Below are 16961 nucleotides of genomic sequence, written 5' to 3'. Positions count from 1 at the left end.
GTGTCAGAACCCTCCGACGAAGCCGGCGGGCAGCGAGATCCCGAGCAGCATGCTGAACACGACCTGGACCGCGGAGGACACGGCGAGCCCGCCGAGGGCCATCGCGGGCCAGCGGCGGTTGCCCAGGGCGGCGGCGACGGCGACGAACAGCCCGGTCGCGGACAGGATCCAGCCCAGGAAGGGCAGGACCACGATGAACGCGGCGACGCCACCGACCGCGGTCAGCACGGCGGGGGCGTTCACCCCGGTGTCGGCCGGCTCGTCCCCGGCCGCCCCGCTCCCGGCGGCGCCCTCACCGTCGGGGGTGCCCTCGGCGTCGCCGTCACCGGTGCCCGCCGCGGCCGGGGCCGGGGTGTCGAACTCCGGGCGTGGGCGCAGGATGTCGAAGGCCAGCAGCGCCGCGACCACGAAGCACAGGACCGCGACGATCCAGGGCATCGTGGTCGGCCCGAACAGGCCACCGTCACCGACGACCTGCATGGTCAGCGTGCCGTAGGTGAGGAACACCCCCAGCGCGGCCAGGATCGCGGGGACGACGAGCGCGCCCCGGGACAGGTGTGCAGGACGGCCGCTCATGACAGCCCCAGCTCCTTCAGAAGGTCGTCGATGCGGGACTGTTCGGAGACCAGGTACCGGTCGTAGTCCTCGCCGTAGATCTCGCTGCGCACCCAGCGGTTGCGGGTCACGGCCTCGTCCCAGGACTCGGTGCCGACCATCTCGCGGGCGATCTGCTCCAGCTCCGCGCGGGCCTCGGGGGTGATCCCGGCGGGGGCGACGAGCCCGCGCCAGTTGACCAGGTCGACCTCGGGCATGCCGAGCTCGTCCATGGTCGGGGCGTCGACCCCCTGCAGGCGTTCGGGCGCGACGACGGCCAGCACCCGCAGCTGCCCGGACTCCACCAGGTCGCGGAAGTCGTTGTAGCCGGAGATCCCGACGCCGACGGTGCCGGCCGCGGTCGACAGCAGGCTGAGCGTGAGCTCCCCACCGCCCGGGTGCGGGGTGTAGACCATCCGCTCGACGGGGATGCCGCGGACCTGTGCGAGCTGGGCGGCGACCATGTGGTCGATGCCGCCCGCCGAGCCGCCGCCGATCGGGAGCGCGGCCGGGTTCGCCGCCCAGGCGGCGAGCAGGTCCTCGAGCGTCCGGAAGGGGGAGTCCGCCGGGACCGCGACGACCTCGAAGTCCTCCGCGAGCCGGGCGATCGGGGTGGTGTCCTGCAGGCTGATCGCGCTGCCGGACTGGCTGATCCCGCCGAGCATGACGGTGCCGGTGACCATCATCGTGGTCTCCTCCCCGGCGAGGCCGGCGAGCTGGTTCAGGCCGATGGTCCCCGCCGCACCGGGGATGTTGACCACCTGCACGGTGTTGACGACGTTCCCGGTGCGCAGGGCCTGCTGCGCCTCGCGGGCGACCAGGTCCCAGCCGCCACCGGCGGCCGCGGGCGCGATGAGGGTGAGGTTGGAGCGTGCCGCCTGACCCTCCCCGGACCGGGCGGCGTCGGCGAAGGCGGTCACCGCGAGTGCGGCGACGAGGAGGATTCCCAGGGCTGCGATGACCTGCCGTCGTGGCATGGGCGCAGACGTTGGCACACGTCCGCTCCGTCCTCCACTGTCCGGATCGGAAACTCGACGACCTCTGTGACCACAATGAACTTTTCTCCGGAACGTCCTGTTCGCCTGGTTAGTCTCCGTCGGTCCGCGTACGCCTGATGGGGAGCGACATGACGATCTGTGTGGCCTACGGCCCGACGCCCGAGGGCGACGCCGCCCTGGACCTGGCGGTCCGCGAGTCCCGGCTGCGGGGGCCCCGCTGACGGTGCTGGCGACCGGGCGCCAGGAGCGGTTCGACACCGACCCCCACGACGCCACGACGCACGACCACGCGGCGCTGGACGCGGCCATCGGTGCCCGGCTCGCCGGGCTGCGCGCCGCGGGCGACCCGCTGACCGCGGTGCGCGTCGTCGACGACGGCGGTGACCCCGCCGAGGCCATCCTCGACCTGGCCGCGCAGGAGGACGCGCAGCTGCTCGTCGTCGGGGTACGGCGACGCAGCCCGGTCGGCAAGCTGCTCACCGGCAGCACCGCGCAGCGGATCATCCTGGACTCGCCGATCCCGGTACTCGTGACCCACGCGGCGCGCTCATAGGCTGGACTTTCCCCAGGTCAGGCACGCCTCACCAGGTGTCTGTCGGATCACGTACCGGTGTGGGGACCCCCGCGACGGGGCACCCCCGCCACGTCCCGAACCGACACCGGAAGGAGCGGTCAGCGCCATGGCCACCCCGATCACCAGCCCGCTCGACAGCGGCGCCACCGACATCACCGGCCGCGTGCTGCAGGAGACCCTCGTCGACCTCGTCGACCTGTCCCTGGTCGCCAAGCAGGCGCACTGGAACCTCGTCGGCAAGCAGTTCCGCGACATCCACCTGCACCTCGACGAGCTCGTCGACCTGGCCCGCGAGCACGGCGACTCGGTCGCCGAGCGGGCGGCAGCCATCGGCGTCGCCCCCGACGGCCGTGCGAGGACCGTGGGTCGCGACACCGGGCTGCCCGAGTACCCGGCGGGCTACGTGTCCGACCAGGACACCGTGCTCACCATCTCCGCGACCGTCGACACCACCGTCGACCGGCTGCGTCCGCGCATCGAGCAGGCGGGCAAGGCCGACCCGCTCACCGAGGACCTGCTCATCGAGCTGGGCCGGGCGCTGGAGGAGGCCCGCTGGATGTGGCAGGCGCAGGCCGCCGGCTACCGCGGCGAGGTCTGAGCACCGGCCTCCGACGGCGGCCCCGGGCGTCCCCACCACGGCGCCCGGGGCCGTCGTGTCCGTGCCCCGGCCCGCCCGTCTCCCGGCCCGCCGGTCTCGCGGTCCGGTGACATCACGACCGTGCGACCGGTCAGTGCACCGCCGTCGCGGCCGCGGCGACCGTCGCCCGCCAGATCGCCATCGCCGACCACAGCACGAACACCCCGACCGGCAGGGGCAGCGCGTCGGGCAGATCCGCACCGTAGGACGGCCGGAGCCCGCCCGCCCGCCACACCCGACCTGCCTCGTTCACCGCGTCGGCCGTGGTGAGCAGGGCGAACCGGTGCCCGATCCCCGAACCGGTGAGCCGGTAGGTCAGGTCGCCGAGCTCGACGGTCCAGCGCGGGCGCGAGAGCGGTCCGTCCGGATGGTCGACCGAGCGCTGGATGTGGGCGCGGATGTCGCCCTCCAGGGCGAACCGGGCGATCCCCTCCGCCCGCAGCGCATACGGGTGCCCGTCGATGACGAGGTCGCGGTGGGTCTGCCAGACCCGAGCGCTCCACCCGGTGACGGCCCGTCCGTCGGCGGTGACCTCGTACCGCACGCGCAGCAGCCCGGCCGGGGTGGAGGTCGCACGCAGCTGCACCCGCCCAGCGTGCCACCGACGCCGCCGCCGCGGGAGGATCACGCGGTGAACCGTGCGGTGATCCTCGCGTTGCTGGCCGCGTGCGCCGGGGTGGTGGACGTCTGGGCGGTGGTCGCCCTGGGGGGTGCGTTCGCCGGCGTCGTCACCGGCAACCTCGTGACCGCCGGGCACGCGCTCGCCGTCGCCGACCCGTCGGAGCTGCTGCCACCGGCCGTCGCGGTGGCCGGGTTCGTCGCCGGGGTCGGGCTGTGGTCGCTGTCGCGGCGTCGGTGGCCCGCTGCGGTGTCGGCACCGCTCGTCGCCGAGCTGGTCGTGCTCGTCGCGCTCGCGGTGGCCTGGCCGCTCGCCCCGGGGGCGACGCTGCCGCTGCTGGCGGGGGCCGCGCTGGCGATGGGCGGCCAGAGCAGCGTCGCGCAGCTGCTCGGGCAGTCGACGACCTACATGACCGGGACCCTGACCGGTGCCGTGTCCGACCTGGCGACCGGGGACGGGCTGCGCGGGCGCGCGCTGCGCCAGCTCGCCGCCCTCGTGCTCGGCGCCGTCGCGGGCGGGCTCCTGCTGGGGCACCTCCCGTCGCTGGTGCCCGCGCTGGCGGCGGTGCTGGCTGCGGCCGCAGTCGTCGTCCGTGCCGTCGGCGCGCGGCGGGTGCAGGATGATCCGGCGGGGCCCGTGGCCCCGTAGGACGACGACGTCGAAGGAGCACCGACCGTGCCGCTGCACCCGCAGGTGGAAGCCCTCCTGACCCTTATGGCCGAGCAGGGCGGGGACCCGCCGGAGACCATGACCGTCGCGCAGAACCGCGAGATGATGCGAGGGATGGCGTCCGTGTCCGGCCCGCCCGAGCCGGTCGCCGACGTCCGTGACGACCGGGCCGGCGACGTACCGGTCCGCATCTACCGGCCCGAGGGCACCGGTCCGTTCCCGATCCTGGTCTTCTACCACGGCGGCGGCTGGGTGATCGGCGACCTCGACAGCCACGACCCGGTCTGCCGGACGTTGGCCAACCGGTCCGGAGCGGTCGTCGTGGCGGTCGACTACCGGCTCGCCCCCGAACACCGGTTCCCCGCAGGCGTCGACGACGCCGTCGCCGCGCTGGGCTGGGTGCACACCCACGCCGCCGAGTTCGACGGCGACCCGACCCGCATCGCCGTGGGCGGCGACTCCGCAGGCGGGAACCTCGCGGCCGTCGTCGCCCAGCACGCCCGCGACCACGGCCCCGCCCTGCGGTTCCAGCTGCTGGTCTACCCCGCCGTCGACAGCGCCGACGAGAGCCCGTCGATGACGGAGAACGCCCAGGGACCACTGCTGACCCGGGCCTGGATCGAGTGGTTCCTGGGCCACTACCTCACCGGCGACGAGGATCTCCTCGACCCCCGGATGTCCCCGGCCCGCGCCGCCGACCTGTCCGGTCTGCCGCCCGCGCTGATCGTCACCGCCGAGTTCGACCCGCTCCGCGACCAGGGCAACGCCTACGCCGCGGCCCTCGCCGCCGCCGGGGTGAAGACGGAGCTGCGCGAGTCGCCGGGCATGATCCACGGCTTCCTGCAGTTCGGCGCCGCCGTCGACGACAGCCGCGCGCTGCTCGACGAGGCCGGCGCCGCCCTGCGCACCGCCCTGGCCTGACCGGCCCCGCCCCGCCCGGCCCCCTGCCCCTGCCCTGCCCCGCCCACGCCCCGCCCTGCCCCGGCCCCGCCCCTGGTCCTGGCCCACCTCGCCCCGCCCGCCCCTCCGGGGGTGCACGAGCGGGTCGTTCGTCCGAACCTTTCGTACGAGGGGCCCGCTCGTGCACACCCGGAGAGGCGGTGCGGGGTGGCGCGCGGGGTGGCGCGGGGTGGGGGGAATGCCTGCCCCGGGCCGGTCGTTGGCGATGCTCAGAAGGCCGTCCGACCCGAGGAGCACCGTGCCCCGCCTGTCCCCGCCGGTGGCGTTCGCCGCCGTCGCAGCGACGTTCGTCTGGTTCCTCGCCGCGTCGTCGGCGCCGTCGCCGCTCTACGTCGTGTACCAGGAGAGCTTCGCGTTCAGCGAGTTCACCTTGACCGCGGTCTTCGCGGTCTACGTCCTCGCCCTGATCGCCGCGCTGCTCGTCGCCGGGTCGCTGTCCGACCACATCGGACGCAAGCCGGTGCTGCTCGGTGCCATCGCGCTGGAGGTCGTGTCCCTGGTGCTGTTCCTGCTGGCCGACGGCGTCGGCTCGCTGCTGGTCGCGCGCGTCGTCCAGGGCGTCGCGACCGGCGCGGCGACGGCGACGCTGCCGGCCACCCTGGTCGACCTCGCCGCCCGCGGTGACCGGCCCGACCGGGCCGGCGCGGTGAACGGCACCGCGCCGCTCGCGGGGCTCGCGGTCGGTGCGCTGGGCTGCGGCCTGCTCGTCGAGTACGCGCCCGCCCCGACCCGCCTGGTCTGGGCCCTGCTGCTGGCCGGCCTGGTCCTCGCCGCCGCGCTGGTCGCGCTGATCCCGGAGACCATCGACCGCAGGCCGGGTGCGCTCGCGTCGCTGCGCCCCCGGGTGGGCGTGCCGCCGCGCGTGCGGGCCGGGTTCGTCGCGATCGTGCCGATCCTGCTGGCGAGCTGGGCACTCGGTGGGCTGTACCTGTCACTCGGCGGGTCGGTCGTCGCGCAGGTGTTCGGCGTGCGTGACCACCTGGTCGGGGGGCTCACCGTCGTCGCGCTCGTCGGGACCGGTGCGGTGACGGCGTTCGCACTGCGCGGTCGCGTCCCGTCGACGCTGCTCGTCCCGGCGGCGGGTCTGCTCGCCGCGGGCACCGTCGTCACGCTGGCCGGGGTGCTCACCGGACTGCTCGTGCTCGCCGCCCTCGGCGCCGTCGTCGCCGGGCTGGGATTCGGGGCCGCCGCCTACGCGACGTTCGGGACGATGTCCACGCTCGCCGCCCCGCACGAGCGCGGCGAGCTGTTCGCGGCCCTCTACACCCTGGCCTACCTGGCGTTCTCGGTGCCGGCGATGGTCGCGGGCGTCGCCGCGACGCTGGGCGAGCTGCGTCCCACGGCGCTGGTGTACGGCGGCGTCGTCGCGGTGCTCGCCGTCGTGGCGGCCGTGCTGGGGCTCCGCGTCCCCGTTCCCGCGGCGGGTGAACCGGTCCCTGCGCCGACCCGCAGCGGCTGATCGGCGGACGGCCCGACGGGTATGCGTTACCCCGTTCGTCGGTGAACGCGGCCGGGCGACCACTCATCGCCTACTCGCCGACGGGCGGGTGTCACGGGTTGTGACCGATGGTCCCGGCGTGGTTACGGTGTCGGCCGCTCCGGGTCCTCCCCGCACCACGGCCCGGGCGGTAACTGCTCCCCGAGGTAGAGGAACGACGATGGCCGGACGACACCGCAAGCCCACCGAGACCGGACGGAAGGTGGCCAGGGTCAGCGCGTTCGCCGCCGTGGCGGCGGCCCCGCTGGGCGTCGTCGGGACGGCCGCGGCGGCCGAGTCGGCCTCGTCGGCGGCGCCGTCGGTCGAGCGGTCGGCGACCTGGGAGAAGCTCGCGCACTGCGAGAGCACCGGCAACTGGGACGCCGACACCGGCAACGGGTTCAAGGGCGGTCTGCAGTTCACGCCGTCGACCTGGAAGGAGTTCGGTGGCCGGCAGTACGCCCCGAGCGCCGACCAGGCCACGAAGTCCCAGCAGATCGAGATCGCCAAGAAGGTGCAGGACGAGCAGGGCTGGAAGGCCTGGCCCGCCTGCACCAAGAAGCTCGGCTGGCGCTGACGGGTCGCACTGGCGGCATGGATCTGGACGCGGTACGGCGGATCGTCGCCGAGGACTCCGGGCTGTGCACCGTCGCGGTCGTACGCGCCGACGGCCGCCCGCACACCTCGCTGGTCAACGCGGGGGTGCTCGACCACCCCGTCACCGGTGCGCCGGTGGCCGCCTACGTCACCTACGGCCCCGTCAAGCTGACGACGTTGCGCACGCGACCCGCGACGTCGCTGCACTGGCGGGCCGGGTGGCGGTGGGCGGCCGTGGAGGGCTCCTCGGAGATCATCGGGCCGGACGACCCACGGGACGGCGTCGACGTCCCGGCGCTGCTGCGTGCGGTGTTCGGGGCCTGCGGCGGTACCCACGACGACTGGGCCGAGTACGACCGGGTGATGGCCGAGCAGCGGCGCGCCGCGGTGCTCGTGGCACCGGAGCGGGTGGTCGGGAACTACTGAGTCAGCCGGCCCGGTAGGCACCCATCAGGGGCGCGGTCACCGGTGCCCGGCCCCGGGCCCGGCGGAACCGCGTCGCGTCCGGCGTCGTCCAAGCCGCATGACCAACTACGCCCACGACCCGGTCGCCTCGACGATCGTGGCCTGCTGGCCCACCGGCGACGGCGCCGTCGCCCACCGGGCCGCCCGCGTCCCCCGGACGCTCGACCACTCCCTGGCCCGCCGCACCGCGAAGGCACTCACCGCGCTGTCGACCCACCTGTGGGCCGCCTACGCCGACCAGGCCGCGCACGAGCTCGACCCGGCCGCGCTGGCCGCCGCGGTGCGCCACCCGAACCAGCCGGTCGGGGACCTGCTCCGCGTCATGGAGGACGGCTGCACCGAGACCGCGCACCTGCTGGGCCGGATCGTGGCCCGGGCACCGGGGCGGGCGTTCCGCGACGCGGTGGCGGCCGACGTCCGCGCCGAGACCGACGCCGTGCTCGACGCCGACGACGGTGTCCTGACCGGCCGCTCCGCGCAGGCCGTCGTCCATCCCCGGTGCGACGCCCCGGCCGAGCAGCTCGTCCTCGCCCATTCCCTGCTGCACGAGGACCCGCTCGGCCCGCCCGCCATCGTCACGTCGGTCGAGCCGAACGCGGCGGCCGTCGTCACCCTGCGCTGGCTGCGGGCCTCCGCCGCGCTCGTCGCGGAGCAGGTTGGCCACCCGGTGCCCGACGTCGTCGCGCTCGCCGAGGCGATCGGGCACGAGGATCTCGCGGTGGCCCGGTACGTGCTGTGCACCCTGGCCGGGGTCGGCGAGGAGGAGGTGGTCCTCGACCTGCTGCAGGAGGCGGTCCTGGCGCGCCAGGGCTGGTTCATCGTCTGCCCGGAGCCGCCACCGCACCCCGAGGCGGGGCACCGGGCGGTCTCGACCGTGCTGGACCCGCTCGACCCCGCCTCGTGCCTGCTCGACGGCCTGGTCCGCGGGCTGCACGGCTGCTTCCGGGTGTGGCTCGACGAGGTCGTCGGCCGGGAGACCCCCGGCGCCGACCTGCGGCGGGTCGGATCGGCACGGACCGCGGCGCTGCGCGACCGCTACACCGACGAGGTCCGTGCCCTGCTCCGGCGGGGGTAGATCCCGCTCAGGCCGTCCCGGTCCGGCGTCCCGCGGCGAGCTGCACCGCGGTCCCCGCGACGGGCAGGACCAGCAGCAGGGCGAGTGCCGCGCTCAGCCCGATCACGGCGGCGAACCCGCCGATGGCCGCGGCCCCGATCCCCGCGCCGGTGAGGAAGCACAGCGTCGCCACCCCGATCGCCCCGCTGCGCCGGTCCTGCGGCGCCGCGGTGCCGACCGAGGCGATCATCGCGGGCGGACCGGTGCCGAACGCCAGCGTCACCAGCATCGGTGCGAGCGCCAGCACCCACGGCTGGTGGCCGGCCACCCCGACGACGGCGAGCAGCAGCCCGACGACGGTCGTCGCGCACGCCAGGGTGAGCGTCTGCCGCGGTCCGATCCGGGTCTGCAGGAACGCCGACGCCGCCGGGCACGTCAGGGCCACCACCGCCGAGGGCACCAGCACCAGCCCGGTGGACAGCGGGCTCCAGCCGCGCTCGGCGAGCTCCAGCGGGATGCCCAGCAGCAGCGCGAACCAGCTGGCGGGCACCGCCGAGGCGCACAGCGAGCTGCGGACCACCGTGGCGTTGCCGACCACGCTGCGCGGCAGGAAACCGTCGGGACGGGCCCGTACCCACAGTGCCGTCACCGGGACGCCGACCGCGAGCAGCACCCCACCGGCGACGGCGGCGACCGCACCCGCGCTGGGCGACTGCACCAGCAGCACCAGCCCGGTCACCGCCGTCGCGACGACCACTGCGCCGATCAGGTCCACCCGGGCGCCGTCGCCGCGGACCACCGAGTGCCGCCACAGGTAGGGCACGGCGAGCAGCGCCAGCGCGGGGAGCGCGACCGCCGCCCGCCAGCCGCCCACGGTCGTCAGCGCCCCACCGATCAGCGGCCCGAGCGCGGACAGGGCGGCGGAGGTCCCGGCCAGCCGCCCGAGCGCGCCGCCGCGCCGGTCCGCCGGGGTCCGGGCCGACAGCAGCGCCGCGGCCAGCACCGGGACCGCCGCCGCGCCGAGTCCCTGCACGATCCGGGCGGCCATCAGGACCCCGAAGGTCGGCGCCGCGGCCGCCGCGAGCGCCCCCAGCCCGAGCAGGGTCACCCCGACGCACAGCGGTACCCGGATGCCGACGGCGTCGGCGAGGCGGCCGTGCACCGGTGTCGCGACGGCCAGCGCCACCGCGTACCCGCTCACCATCCAGGTCGCCGCCGCGGTGTCGACGGCGAGCCCGTCGGCGAGCAGCGGCAGCGCGACAGTCACCCCCGACGTCGAGGTGCCGGCGAGGCCGAAGAGCAGTCCGAGCACGATCGACAGGAACACCCGACGATCCTCACCCGCGGCGGGCACCGATGCACCGTGATTCGCTGTGACCCGTGACCGATCGACCCGTCATCCGCCCGGCGACCGCCGAGGACGCCGACGCCTGCGCCGCCGTCTACGCCCCCTACGTCCGCGACACCGCGATCACCTTCGAGACCGAGCCACCGGGTCCGGTGGAGATGGCCGAGCGGATCGCCGCCGCCCGGGAACGTCACACCTGGCTGGTCGCCGTGGACCCCGGCGACCAGGTGCTCGGCTACGCCTACGGCAGCACCTGGAAGTCCCGCCCGGCCTACGCCCGGACCTGCGAGGTCTCGATCTACCTGGCCGACGCGGCCCGCGGCCGCGGGGTGGGCCGCGCCCTGTACGAGGCGTTGTTCACCGAGCTCGCGGCGCGCGGCATGGTCGTCGCCGTGGCCGGGATGGCCGAGCCGAACGAGGCCAGCAGCGCCCTGCACCGCGCGACGGGGTTCACCGAGGTCGGGACGTTCCGCGGGGTCGGCTGGAAGCACGGGGCGTGGCGCGACGTCACCTGGTTCCGGCGGGCGCTGGTCGCGGTGCCGCCGGACGGCCCCCGGGACTGACCCGGCCGGGCGCGTGCGAGGATCACCGCCCGTTGCGCCGTGCACCGGCCCGGACCGCCCGGCCGGGCGCCGGCGCGCCCCGCCCGTGACCCCGGGCCGGGGGAGCGGTACCGCACGGGGAGCACGATGGACGGCCTGCGCCGGGAACTCGACGGGCGCCAGATCGGCATGATCGCCGTCGGCGGCGCGATCGGGACCGGGCTGTTCCTCGGCTCCGGGCTCGCGATCTCCATCGCCGGTCCCGCGGTGATCGTCGCCTACGTGGTGGCCGCCGTCGTCGCGCTGATCCTGGCCTACGCGCTGGCCGAGATGGTGGTCCGCCACCCCGAGGCGGGCGGGTTCGGGCCCATCACCCAGCGCTACCTCGGGCACGGGGCCGGGTTCGTGCAGCGCTGGATGTACTGGGCGGCGCAGGTCGTGAACATCGGCAGCGAGGTCGTCGCGGCCGGGTTGTACCTGAGGTTCTGGTACCCCGGCCTGCCGCTGTGGGTCCCGGTCGTCGGGTTCTCGGTGGTCATGCTGGCGGTCAACGCGGGCGCGGTCCGCCTCTTCGGCGAGACCGAGTACTGGTTCGCGATGGTCAAGGTCGTGACGATCGTGGCGTTCATCGCCGTCGGCCTGGTCACGATCGTGTTCGGCCTGCCCGGTCGGGCACCGGTCGGACTCGGAGCGCTCACCGGGCACGGCGGGTTCGCCCCGAACGGGCTCGGCGCGATCTGGCTCGCGCTGACCGTGGTGACGTTCTCGTTCCTCGGCACCGAGGCCGTCGCCGTCACCGCGGCCGAGTCGTCCGACCCGGTGCGCGACATCCCGCGTGCCGCCCGGCGCACCGTCGTGCGGCTGGCGGTCTTCTACGTCGGCGCGATGCTGGTGGTGGTGACCCTGCTGCCGTGGAACACCGTGAGCACCGGCGACGACGTCACCGAGTCGCCGTTCGTGCGGCTGTTCGCCCTGGCCGGGGTGCCCGCGGCGGCCGCGGTGATGAACGTCGTGGTGCTGACCGCGGCGCTGTCGGCGATGAACACGAACCTCTACGTCACCGCCCGGATGACCCACTCGCTGGCCCGCGACGGCTACGCACCCCGGTCGCTCGCCCGGGTCAACCGGCACGGCGCCCCGCAGCGGGCGCTGGCGCTGTCCGCGGCCGGGCTGGCGCTGGCGTCGCTGGTGTCGGTGTTCGCCGAGGCCACGGCGTTCCCGCTGCTGGTCGGGCTGGCGCTGTTCGGCGCGCTGGTGACCTGGCTGCTGATCTTCGCCGCGCATCTCGCGTTCCGCAGGAGCACCGCGGGCGAGCCGTCCCCGGTACGGCTGTGGGGCGCCCCGTACACGACGGTCGCGGCCATGCTGTTCGTCGCCGCGGTGCTGGCGACGACGCCGTTCACCGCCCAGTTCGCGACGGCGGCGCAGGCGGGCGTGCCGGTCCTGGCCCTGCTCGTCGTGGTCTACCTGGTGGTGCGGCGCCGCCGCCGGAAGGTCACGCCTTCTTCAGCTCCGAGTGGAGCTTGAGGACGGTCTGGCCGTCCTCCTGCTCCAGGACGTAGGCGGGGTTGTCGTCGGTCCCGTTGCGGGACTGCTTCTTCCCGTCGATCGTCTTCTCGATCCGGTCGGTGGCGTGGTCCACGACCTTGCCGGTCGGGGTGCCGTTGCCCCAGTTCCACGCGACCCACGTGCCCTTGGCGAACTTCTGCGTCATTGGGACGGATACCCCCGCGCCGGCCGGTCAACCCGGCGCGGGGGGTGCGTCACCAGATCCGGACGCGTCGGTCCGGATCGGTGTAGAGACCGTCGTCCTCGGTCACCCCGAACGCCTCGTGGAAGGTGTCCAGGTTGGTGACGACCGCGTTGCACCGCAGGTCCGGCGGCGAGTGCGGGTCGGTGGTGAGCCGCCGGATCGCCTCGGCGTCGCGGGTCACCGCCCGCCACACCTGCGCCCAGCCGAACAGCACCCGCTGCTCGCCGGTCAGACCGTCGATCACCGGCGGCTCGGAACCCTCGTAGGCGATCCCGTAGGCCTTCAGCGCGATGGTCAGGCCGCCCAGGTCACCGATGTTCTCGCCGACCGTCAGCGAGCCGTTGACCTTGTGGTCGGGCAGCCCGGCGGGGGACAGCCCGTCGTACTGGTCGATCAGCATCTGCGCGCGGGACTCGAACTCGGTCCGGTCGGCGGCCTCCCACCAGTCGGTCAGGTTGCCGTCGCCGTCGTAGCGCGAGCCCTGGTCGTCGAAGCCGTGGCCGATCTCGTGCCCGATGACCGCGCCGATGCCGCCGTAGTTGGCGGCGTCGTCGGCGTCGGGGTCGAAGAACGGCGGCTGCAGGATCGCGGCCGGGAACACGATCTCGTTGAGCCGTGGGTGGTAGTAGGCGTTGACCGTCTGCGGGGTCATCAGCCACTCGTCGTGGTCGACCGGGCCGCCGAGCTTGGCGTACTCGAAGTCGTGGCGCCACTCGGCCGCCCGGCCCGCGTTGCCGAGCAGGTCGGCCGGGTCGATCTGTAGGTCGGAGTAGTCCTTCCACGTCTCCGGGTAGCCGACCTTCGGGGTGAACTTGCCGAGCTTGTCCTGCGCCCGCTCCCGGGTGGCCGGGCTCATCCAGTCCAGCGTCGAGATCGACCGGCGGTAGGCCTCGACGATGTTGTCGACCAGCTCGGTGATCCGCTCCTTGGCGTGCGGCGGGAAGTGCCGCTCGACGTAGATCTTCGCGACGGCCTCGCCGAGTGCGCCCTCCACCAGCGACACCCCGCGCTTCCAGCGCTCGCGCAGCTCGGGGGTGCCGGACAGGGTGCGGCCGAAGAAGTCGAAGTCGGCCTCGACCAGGTCGGCGGACAGGAACTCCGCGCACGACCCGGCGACGGTCAGCGCCAGCCATGCCTGCCACTGCTCCAGCGAACGCCCGGCCCACAGTTCCCCGGCGGCGGTGACGAAGCTGGGCTGGCGGACGATCACCTCGTCGTAGGAGTGCGCGGGCACACCCAGCGCGGACTCCCACTCGGCCCAGTCGAAGCCGGGGGCGGCGGCGCGGAGCTCGTCGCGGGTCATCAGGGTGTAGGTCTTCTCGGCGTCGCGGTTGAGGACCCGGTCCCAGGACGCGTCGGCGAGTGCGGTCTCCAGATCCATGACCTGCTCGGCGACGCGGCCCGGCTCGGCCAGCCCGACCAGCTCGGCGAGGCGCTGCAGGTGGTCGACGTACTTCGCCCGGATCTCGGGATCGCCCTCGTCGCCGTAGTACGACTCGTCGGGCAGCCCCAGCCCGGCCTGGTTGAGGTTCACCAGGTAGCGGGAGGAGTCCTTGAGGTCGGTCGCGATGAACTCGCCGAACAGTGCGGCCCGGCCCTCGCGCTGGCGCCGGCCGAGCACGGTGGCGAGTGCGGCCCGGTCGGTGGCGGCGTAGATCTCGTCGAGCAGCGGGCGCAGCGGCGCGGTGCCCAGCTCCTCGGCCCGCTCCACGTCCATGAAGGAGCGGTACAGGTCGCCGATCTTGCGGGCCTCGGTGCCGGGTTCCGACGAGGAGGCGCACTGTTCGACGATCTCGCGGACCTGGTCCTCGGCCCGGTCGCGCAGGACACGGAACGCACCGTCCTGCGACCGGTCGTCGGGGATCTCGTGCGTCGCCAGCCACCGGCCGTTCACGTGGGCGAACAGGTCGTCCTGGGGGCGGACGTCCGGGTCGACCCAGCTGAGGTCGAGACCGGACGGTCGCGATGTCGGGGCGGACTCGGTGGTCGTCATGGGTCCATCCTGCCTGTCGGGAACGACGGTTTCGAGCAGCCGACGGCGACACGCCCGCGCCGCCCGGTCCGTCGCGGAAGAGGGAGTGCTGCGCGGGACTACCCGGTGGCCCCCGGTCCAACCACGGGACCGGTGTAGAACCGACACCGATGACCGACATGTGGGACGAGCTGTACGCATCCCCGGACCCCGCCGACGTCCTCGGGGACCTGCACGAGGTCGCGACCGGCGTCTTCGACCTCTGCTACGACGGCTCGGAGCTCGACTGGGCGGCCTGGGCCTGGTCGATCCTGACCCGGTCCGGCCTGGCCGCCGCCGGCACCGAGTACGAGCGCGGTGAGCTGGTGCTGCGGCTGCTGGCGCTGAACATGTTCCATCGCGAGTTCTGCGCCCGTGCCCTCGACCTGGGTGTGCCCGGGGAGTGGGACGTCGATCCCGACCGGGTGCTCGGTGACCATCCCTCCCTGCACCCGGTCCTGCTGGGGGTCATCGCGGAACGGCGCAGCCTGGATCTCGCCGACTCCACCGACCCCGGCGACGTGGACTTCGACGTCTCGGTCGCCGCGACCGCGCTGGACGCGCTGGTGCGCTCGGAGTACCGCCGGGTGGTGCCGCTCCTGGTGCAGGCGGCCGGTCCGGTGGACCTGGCCGCGTCGGTGTGGGCGTCCACCCGGGAGGGGGCGCGGTTCCCGCTGCCCGACACCGAGGTCCGGGAGCTGACCGTCGCCCTGACCCCCGCGGGGCACGCCGCGCTCGACTGGGTCCGCGGCGGCGCACGCCGAAGTTGACCGGACAGGTCACCGCACAGTGGACGCGTGGTTGTCGACCGCCGAACGGCGCACGCACCATCGCGGACGTGACGATCCACCTCGACGCGCCGGTCACCCGTCCCGGCTCCACGCCCGCCATCGACCTCCTGGAGGGTGAGCGCCTGCTGGCCCGCCTGCCCGGCGACGGGGCGGACCGATGTGGCGCGCAGTACGAGGCCTTCACCGTCACCCCGCTCGGGCGCACCGTGGGGGCCGAGATCACCGGGATCGACCTGCGCGAGCAGGTCGACGAGCAGCTGCGCGCCGAGCTGCACCGGGCACTGCTGGAGTGGAAGGTCCTGTTCTTCCCCGGCCAGCACCTCACCAGCGACCGACAGCGCGAGCTGGCGCTGCTCTGGGGCGATCTGGAGACCAACCCGATGCTCGACACCGGTGACTCCGCCGACGTCGTCCGCTTCGGTACCGGGAAGCGCACCTACGAGAACATCTGGCACGCCGACACCACGTTCCGCACCGCGCCGGCGATGGGCGCCATGCTGCGGATGGTGCAGACGCCGCCGTTCGGCGGGGACACGATGTGGGCCGACATGGCCGTCGCCTACGACAACCTCGACGACGAGGTGAAGGCCCGCATCGACGACGCGTCCGCCGTGCACGACATGGTGCCCGGGTTCGCGCGCTTCCTGGACCCGGAGCGGCTCGCCGCGGTGCAGGACCTGTTCCCGCCGGTGACCCACCCCGTCGTGCGGACCCACCCGGAGACCGGGCGGCGCACGCTGTACGTGAACGCGTCGTTCACCACGGCGATCGTCGGGCTGCCGGCCGAGGAGTCCGACGCGCTGCTGCGGCACCTGTTCGCGCAGGCCCACGTGCCCGAGTTCCAGGTCCGTTACCGCTGGTCCGAGGGCACCCTCGCGTTCTGGGACAACCGGGCCACCCAGCACTACGCCGTCGGCGACTACCACCCGCACACGCGGGTCGCCGAGCGCGTCGCGATCGCGGGCGACCGGCCCTTCTGAGGGCCGGCCGCCCGAGTTCGAGTTGCCGAACACGGGGGCCCCTCGATACTGGGAGAGCGGCGGTCGAGAGAGCGGCCGCCACCGCGAACCGGTCGGTCCGGCGTGTCCACACGCGGCAGGATCGGCGCCTCCCACGAGCGTCCACACGCGCATTCCCGCCCCGCCGCCACCCGCGGCGGGGCGTGCGCCGGCATGCCCCGACCGCGAAGGAGCACCCCGTGCCCGCGATCCTGTTCGGCTCCATCAGCACCCTCGTCGACACCTCCGAGCTCCAGCGCGAGGCGTTCAACGAGGCCTTCTCCCAGCACGGCCTCGACTGGCACTGGGACCGCGAGGACTACCTGGCGATGCTGGAGTCCAACGGCGGCGCGCAGCGCATCGCCGAGCACGCCGCGGCCACCGGTGAGACCGTCGACGCCGACGCCGACGCCGTGCACGCCACGAAGTCCGAGGTCTTCCGGCAGAAGCTGCGCGAGTCCGGCGCCACCCCGCGCCCCGGCGTCCGCGAGACGATCAAGGCCGCGCACGGCCGCGGCGTCACCGTGGGCCTGGTGACGACCACCTCCCGCGACAACGTCGAGGCCGTCCTCGACGCGCTCGGCCCGGACGTCACGCGGACGGACTTCGCGCTGCTCGTCGACCGCGCGGTCGTGTCCGCACCCAAGCCCGACCCGGCCGCGTACACGCACGCGATCGCCGCGCTGGGCGAGAGCGCCGACAGCGTCGTCGCGATCGAGGACAACGTCGGCGGCGTCGCCTCGGCCACCGGCGCCGGCGTGCGCGTCGTCGCCTTCCCCAACGCGAACACCGCGGGTCACGACTTCTCGCAGGCGACCGAGCGCGTCGACTCGCTCGACGACGGCGCGCTGCTCGCCGACGTCACCCGCTGACC

General features: G+C 74.4%; 19 protein-coding genes. 13 read left to right on the top strand and 6 right to left on the bottom strand.

The annotated features are described in order from the left end of the window. Nucleotides 1-3: 3 nt before the first annotated feature. Together KPF47_RS22025 and KPF47_RS22020 are read right to left on the bottom strand one after the other, a co-directional pair. Nucleotides 4-576, bottom strand: a complete 573-nt coding sequence (locus KPF47_RS22025) for a tripartite tricarboxylate transporter TctB family protein (protein WP_224390733.1) — start codon at nucleotides 574-576, stop codon at nucleotides 4-6. After that, a complete protein-coding gene (locus tag KPF47_RS22020) occupies nucleotides 573-1571 on the bottom strand; it encodes a tripartite tricarboxylate transporter substrate binding protein (RefSeq protein WP_224390731.1) in 999 nt (332 codons plus the stop codon). The genes KPF47_RS22025 and KPF47_RS22020 overlap by 4 nt, the downstream gene beginning before the upstream one ends. Nucleotides 1572-1815: 244 nt before the next feature. On the opposite strand from KPF47_RS22020, the gene KPF47_RS22015 reads away from it, so the two are divergent. Continuing rightward, nucleotides 1816-2145 (top strand): universal stress protein, encoded by a 330-nt coding sequence (locus tag KPF47_RS22015; protein ID WP_224390729.1) that lies wholly within the window; start codon nucleotides 1816-1818, stop codon nucleotides 2143-2145. Nucleotides 2146-2272: 127 nt separating this feature from the next. Then, the gene (locus KPF47_RS22010; protein ID WP_224390728.1) at nucleotides 2273-2764 is read left to right on the top strand and encodes a Dps family protein; all 492 of its coding nucleotides are present in this window, start codon (nucleotides 2273-2275) and stop codon (nucleotides 2762-2764) included. A gap of 130 nt (nucleotides 2765-2894) precedes the next feature. Here KPF47_RS22010 and KPF47_RS22005 read toward each other — a convergent pair whose 3' ends face one another. Further along, on the bottom strand, nucleotides 2895-3389 hold the full coding sequence (locus KPF47_RS22005; protein WP_224390726.1) for a hypothetical protein: 495 nt from the start codon (nucleotides 3387-3389) through the stop codon (nucleotides 2895-2897). A gap of 45 nt (nucleotides 3390-3434) precedes the next feature. Between KPF47_RS22005 and KPF47_RS22000 the strand changes: the two genes are divergently transcribed. The 6 genes from KPF47_RS22000 to KPF47_RS21975 all read left to right on the top strand — a co-directional run bounded on the left by KPF47_RS22000 (nucleotide 3435) and on the right by KPF47_RS21975 (nucleotide 8665). Continuing rightward, nucleotides 3435-4070 carry a DUF1275 family protein gene (locus KPF47_RS22000; protein WP_224390724.1) on the top strand — a complete coding sequence of 212 codons (636 nt, stop codon included), beginning with the start codon at nucleotides 3435-3437 and terminating at the stop codon, nucleotides 4068-4070. Nucleotides 4071-4136: 66 nt separating this feature from the next. After that, nucleotides 4137-5012: an alpha/beta hydrolase gene (locus tag KPF47_RS21995; RefSeq protein ID WP_255660267.1), complete on the top strand. Its 876-nt coding sequence runs from the start codon at nucleotides 4137-4139 to the stop codon at nucleotides 5010-5012. A gap of 277 nt (nucleotides 5013-5289) precedes the next feature. After that, nucleotides 5290-6510 carry an MFS transporter gene (locus KPF47_RS21990; protein WP_224390721.1) on the top strand — a complete coding sequence of 407 codons (1221 nt, stop codon included), beginning with the start codon at nucleotides 5290-5292 and terminating at the stop codon, nucleotides 6508-6510. A 199-nt stretch (nucleotides 6511-6709) separates the two neighbouring features. Further along, complete coding sequence (locus KPF47_RS21985; protein WP_224390720.1) at nucleotides 6710-7105, top strand: transglycosylase family protein; 396 nt, start codon at nucleotides 6710-6712, stop codon at nucleotides 7103-7105. A gap of 17 nt (nucleotides 7106-7122) precedes the next feature. Then, nucleotides 7123-7551, top strand: a complete 429-nt coding sequence (locus tag KPF47_RS21980; RefSeq protein WP_224390719.1) for a pyridoxamine 5'-phosphate oxidase family protein — start codon at nucleotides 7123-7125, stop codon at nucleotides 7549-7551. Between the two features lie 97 nt (nucleotides 7552-7648). Beyond that, on the top strand, nucleotides 7649-8665 hold the full coding sequence (locus KPF47_RS21975; RefSeq protein ID WP_224390718.1) for a hypothetical protein: 1017 nt from the start codon (nucleotides 7649-7651) through the stop codon (nucleotides 8663-8665). 7 nt (nucleotides 8666-8672) lie between these two features. Here KPF47_RS21975 and KPF47_RS21970 read toward each other — a convergent pair whose 3' ends face one another. Further along, the gene (locus KPF47_RS21970) at nucleotides 8673-9998 is read right to left on the bottom strand and encodes an MFS transporter (RefSeq protein ID WP_224390717.1); all 1326 of its coding nucleotides are present in this window, start codon (nucleotides 9996-9998) and stop codon (nucleotides 8673-8675) included. Nucleotides 9999-10024: 26 nt separating this feature from the next. On the opposite strand from KPF47_RS21970, the gene KPF47_RS21965 reads away from it, so the two are divergent. Together KPF47_RS21965 and KPF47_RS21960 are read left to right on the top strand one after the other, a co-directional pair. After that, nucleotides 10025-10555, top strand: a complete 531-nt coding sequence (locus tag KPF47_RS21965) for a GNAT family N-acetyltransferase (protein WP_224390716.1) — start codon at nucleotides 10025-10027, stop codon at nucleotides 10553-10555. A gap of 126 nt (nucleotides 10556-10681) precedes the next feature. Further along, nucleotides 10682-12061, top strand: a complete 1380-nt coding sequence (locus KPF47_RS21960; protein ID WP_224390715.1) for an amino acid permease — start codon at nucleotides 10682-10684, stop codon at nucleotides 12059-12061. Here KPF47_RS21960 and KPF47_RS21955 read toward each other — a convergent pair. Continuing rightward, entirely contained in the window at nucleotides 12030-12248 is a 219-nt protein-coding gene (locus tag KPF47_RS21955; RefSeq protein WP_224390713.1) for a DUF2945 domain-containing protein, read from the bottom strand. The two genes, KPF47_RS21960 and KPF47_RS21955, sit on opposite strands and share 32 nt — an antisense overlap. A 49-nt stretch (nucleotides 12249-12297) precedes the next feature. Continuing rightward, complete coding sequence (locus KPF47_RS21950; protein ID WP_224390712.1) at nucleotides 12298-14280, bottom strand: M13 family metallopeptidase; 1983 nt, start codon at nucleotides 14278-14280, stop codon at nucleotides 12298-12300. A gap of 149 nt (nucleotides 14281-14429) precedes the next feature. Here KPF47_RS21950 and KPF47_RS21945 point away from each other — a divergent pair, with 149 nt between their 5' ends. From KPF47_RS21945 to KPF47_RS21935, 3 genes are all read left to right on the top strand, one after another. Beyond that, the gene (locus tag KPF47_RS21945) at nucleotides 14430-15068 is read left to right on the top strand and encodes a hypothetical protein (protein ID WP_224390711.1); all 639 of its coding nucleotides are present in this window, start codon (nucleotides 14430-14432) and stop codon (nucleotides 15066-15068) included. A 68-nt stretch (nucleotides 15069-15136) separates the two neighbouring features. After that, nucleotides 15137-16069: a TauD/TfdA family dioxygenase gene (locus KPF47_RS21940; protein WP_224390710.1), complete on the top strand. Its 933-nt coding sequence runs from the start codon at nucleotides 15137-15139 to the stop codon at nucleotides 16067-16069. Between the two features lie 218 nt (nucleotides 16070-16287). Continuing rightward, complete coding sequence (locus KPF47_RS21935; RefSeq protein ID WP_224390709.1) at nucleotides 16288-16959, top strand: HAD family phosphatase; 672 nt, start codon at nucleotides 16288-16290, stop codon at nucleotides 16957-16959. Nucleotides 16960-16961 lie beyond the last annotated feature (2 nt).

The organism is Pseudonocardia sp. ICBG1293, from assembly GCF_020131355.1.
Taxonomy (GTDB): Bacteria; Actinomycetota; Actinomycetes; order Mycobacteriales; family Pseudonocardiaceae; genus Pseudonocardia.
This window is presented reverse-complemented; position numbering and strand designations above follow the sequence as displayed.

Excerpts from the sequence above, each read along its gene's own strand:
- KPF47_RS21995 (WP_255660267.1), top strand. The coding sequence starts at position 4,137 with ATGGCCGAGCAGGGCGGGGACCCGCCGGAGACCATGACCGTCGCGCAG.
- KPF47_RS21985 (WP_224390720.1), top strand. The coding sequence starts at position 6,710 with ATGGCCGGACGACACCGCAAGCCCACCGAGACCGGACGGAAGGTGGCC.
- KPF47_RS21945 (WP_224390711.1), top strand. The coding sequence starts at position 14,430 with ATGACCGACATGTGGGACGAGCTGTACGCATCCCCGGACCCCGCCGAC.
- KPF47_RS21950 (WP_224390712.1), bottom strand. The coding sequence starts at position 14,280 with ATGACGACCACCGAGTCCGCCCCGACATCGCGACCGTCCGGTCTCGAC.
- KPF47_RS22020 (WP_224390731.1), bottom strand. The coding sequence starts at position 1,571 with ATGCCACGACGGCAGGTCATCGCAGCCCTGGGAATCCTCCTCGTCGCC.
- KPF47_RS21960 (WP_224390715.1), top strand. The coding sequence starts at position 10,682 with ATGGACGGCCTGCGCCGGGAACTCGACGGGCGCCAGATCGGCATGATC.
- KPF47_RS22010 (WP_224390728.1), top strand. The coding sequence starts at position 2,273 with ATGGCCACCCCGATCACCAGCCCGCTCGACAGCGGCGCCACCGACATC.
- KPF47_RS22025 (WP_224390733.1), bottom strand. The coding sequence starts at position 576 with ATGAGCGGCCGTCCTGCACACCTGTCCCGGGGCGCGCTCGTCGTCCCC.
- KPF47_RS21955 (WP_224390713.1), bottom strand. The coding sequence starts at position 12,248 with ATGACGCAGAAGTTCGCCAAGGGCACGTGGGTCGCGTGGAACTGGGGC.
- KPF47_RS21980 (WP_224390719.1), top strand. The coding sequence starts at position 7,123 with ATGGATCTGGACGCGGTACGGCGGATCGTCGCCGAGGACTCCGGGCTG.
- KPF47_RS21975 (WP_224390718.1), top strand. The coding sequence starts at position 7,649 with ATGACCAACTACGCCCACGACCCGGTCGCCTCGACGATCGTGGCCTGC.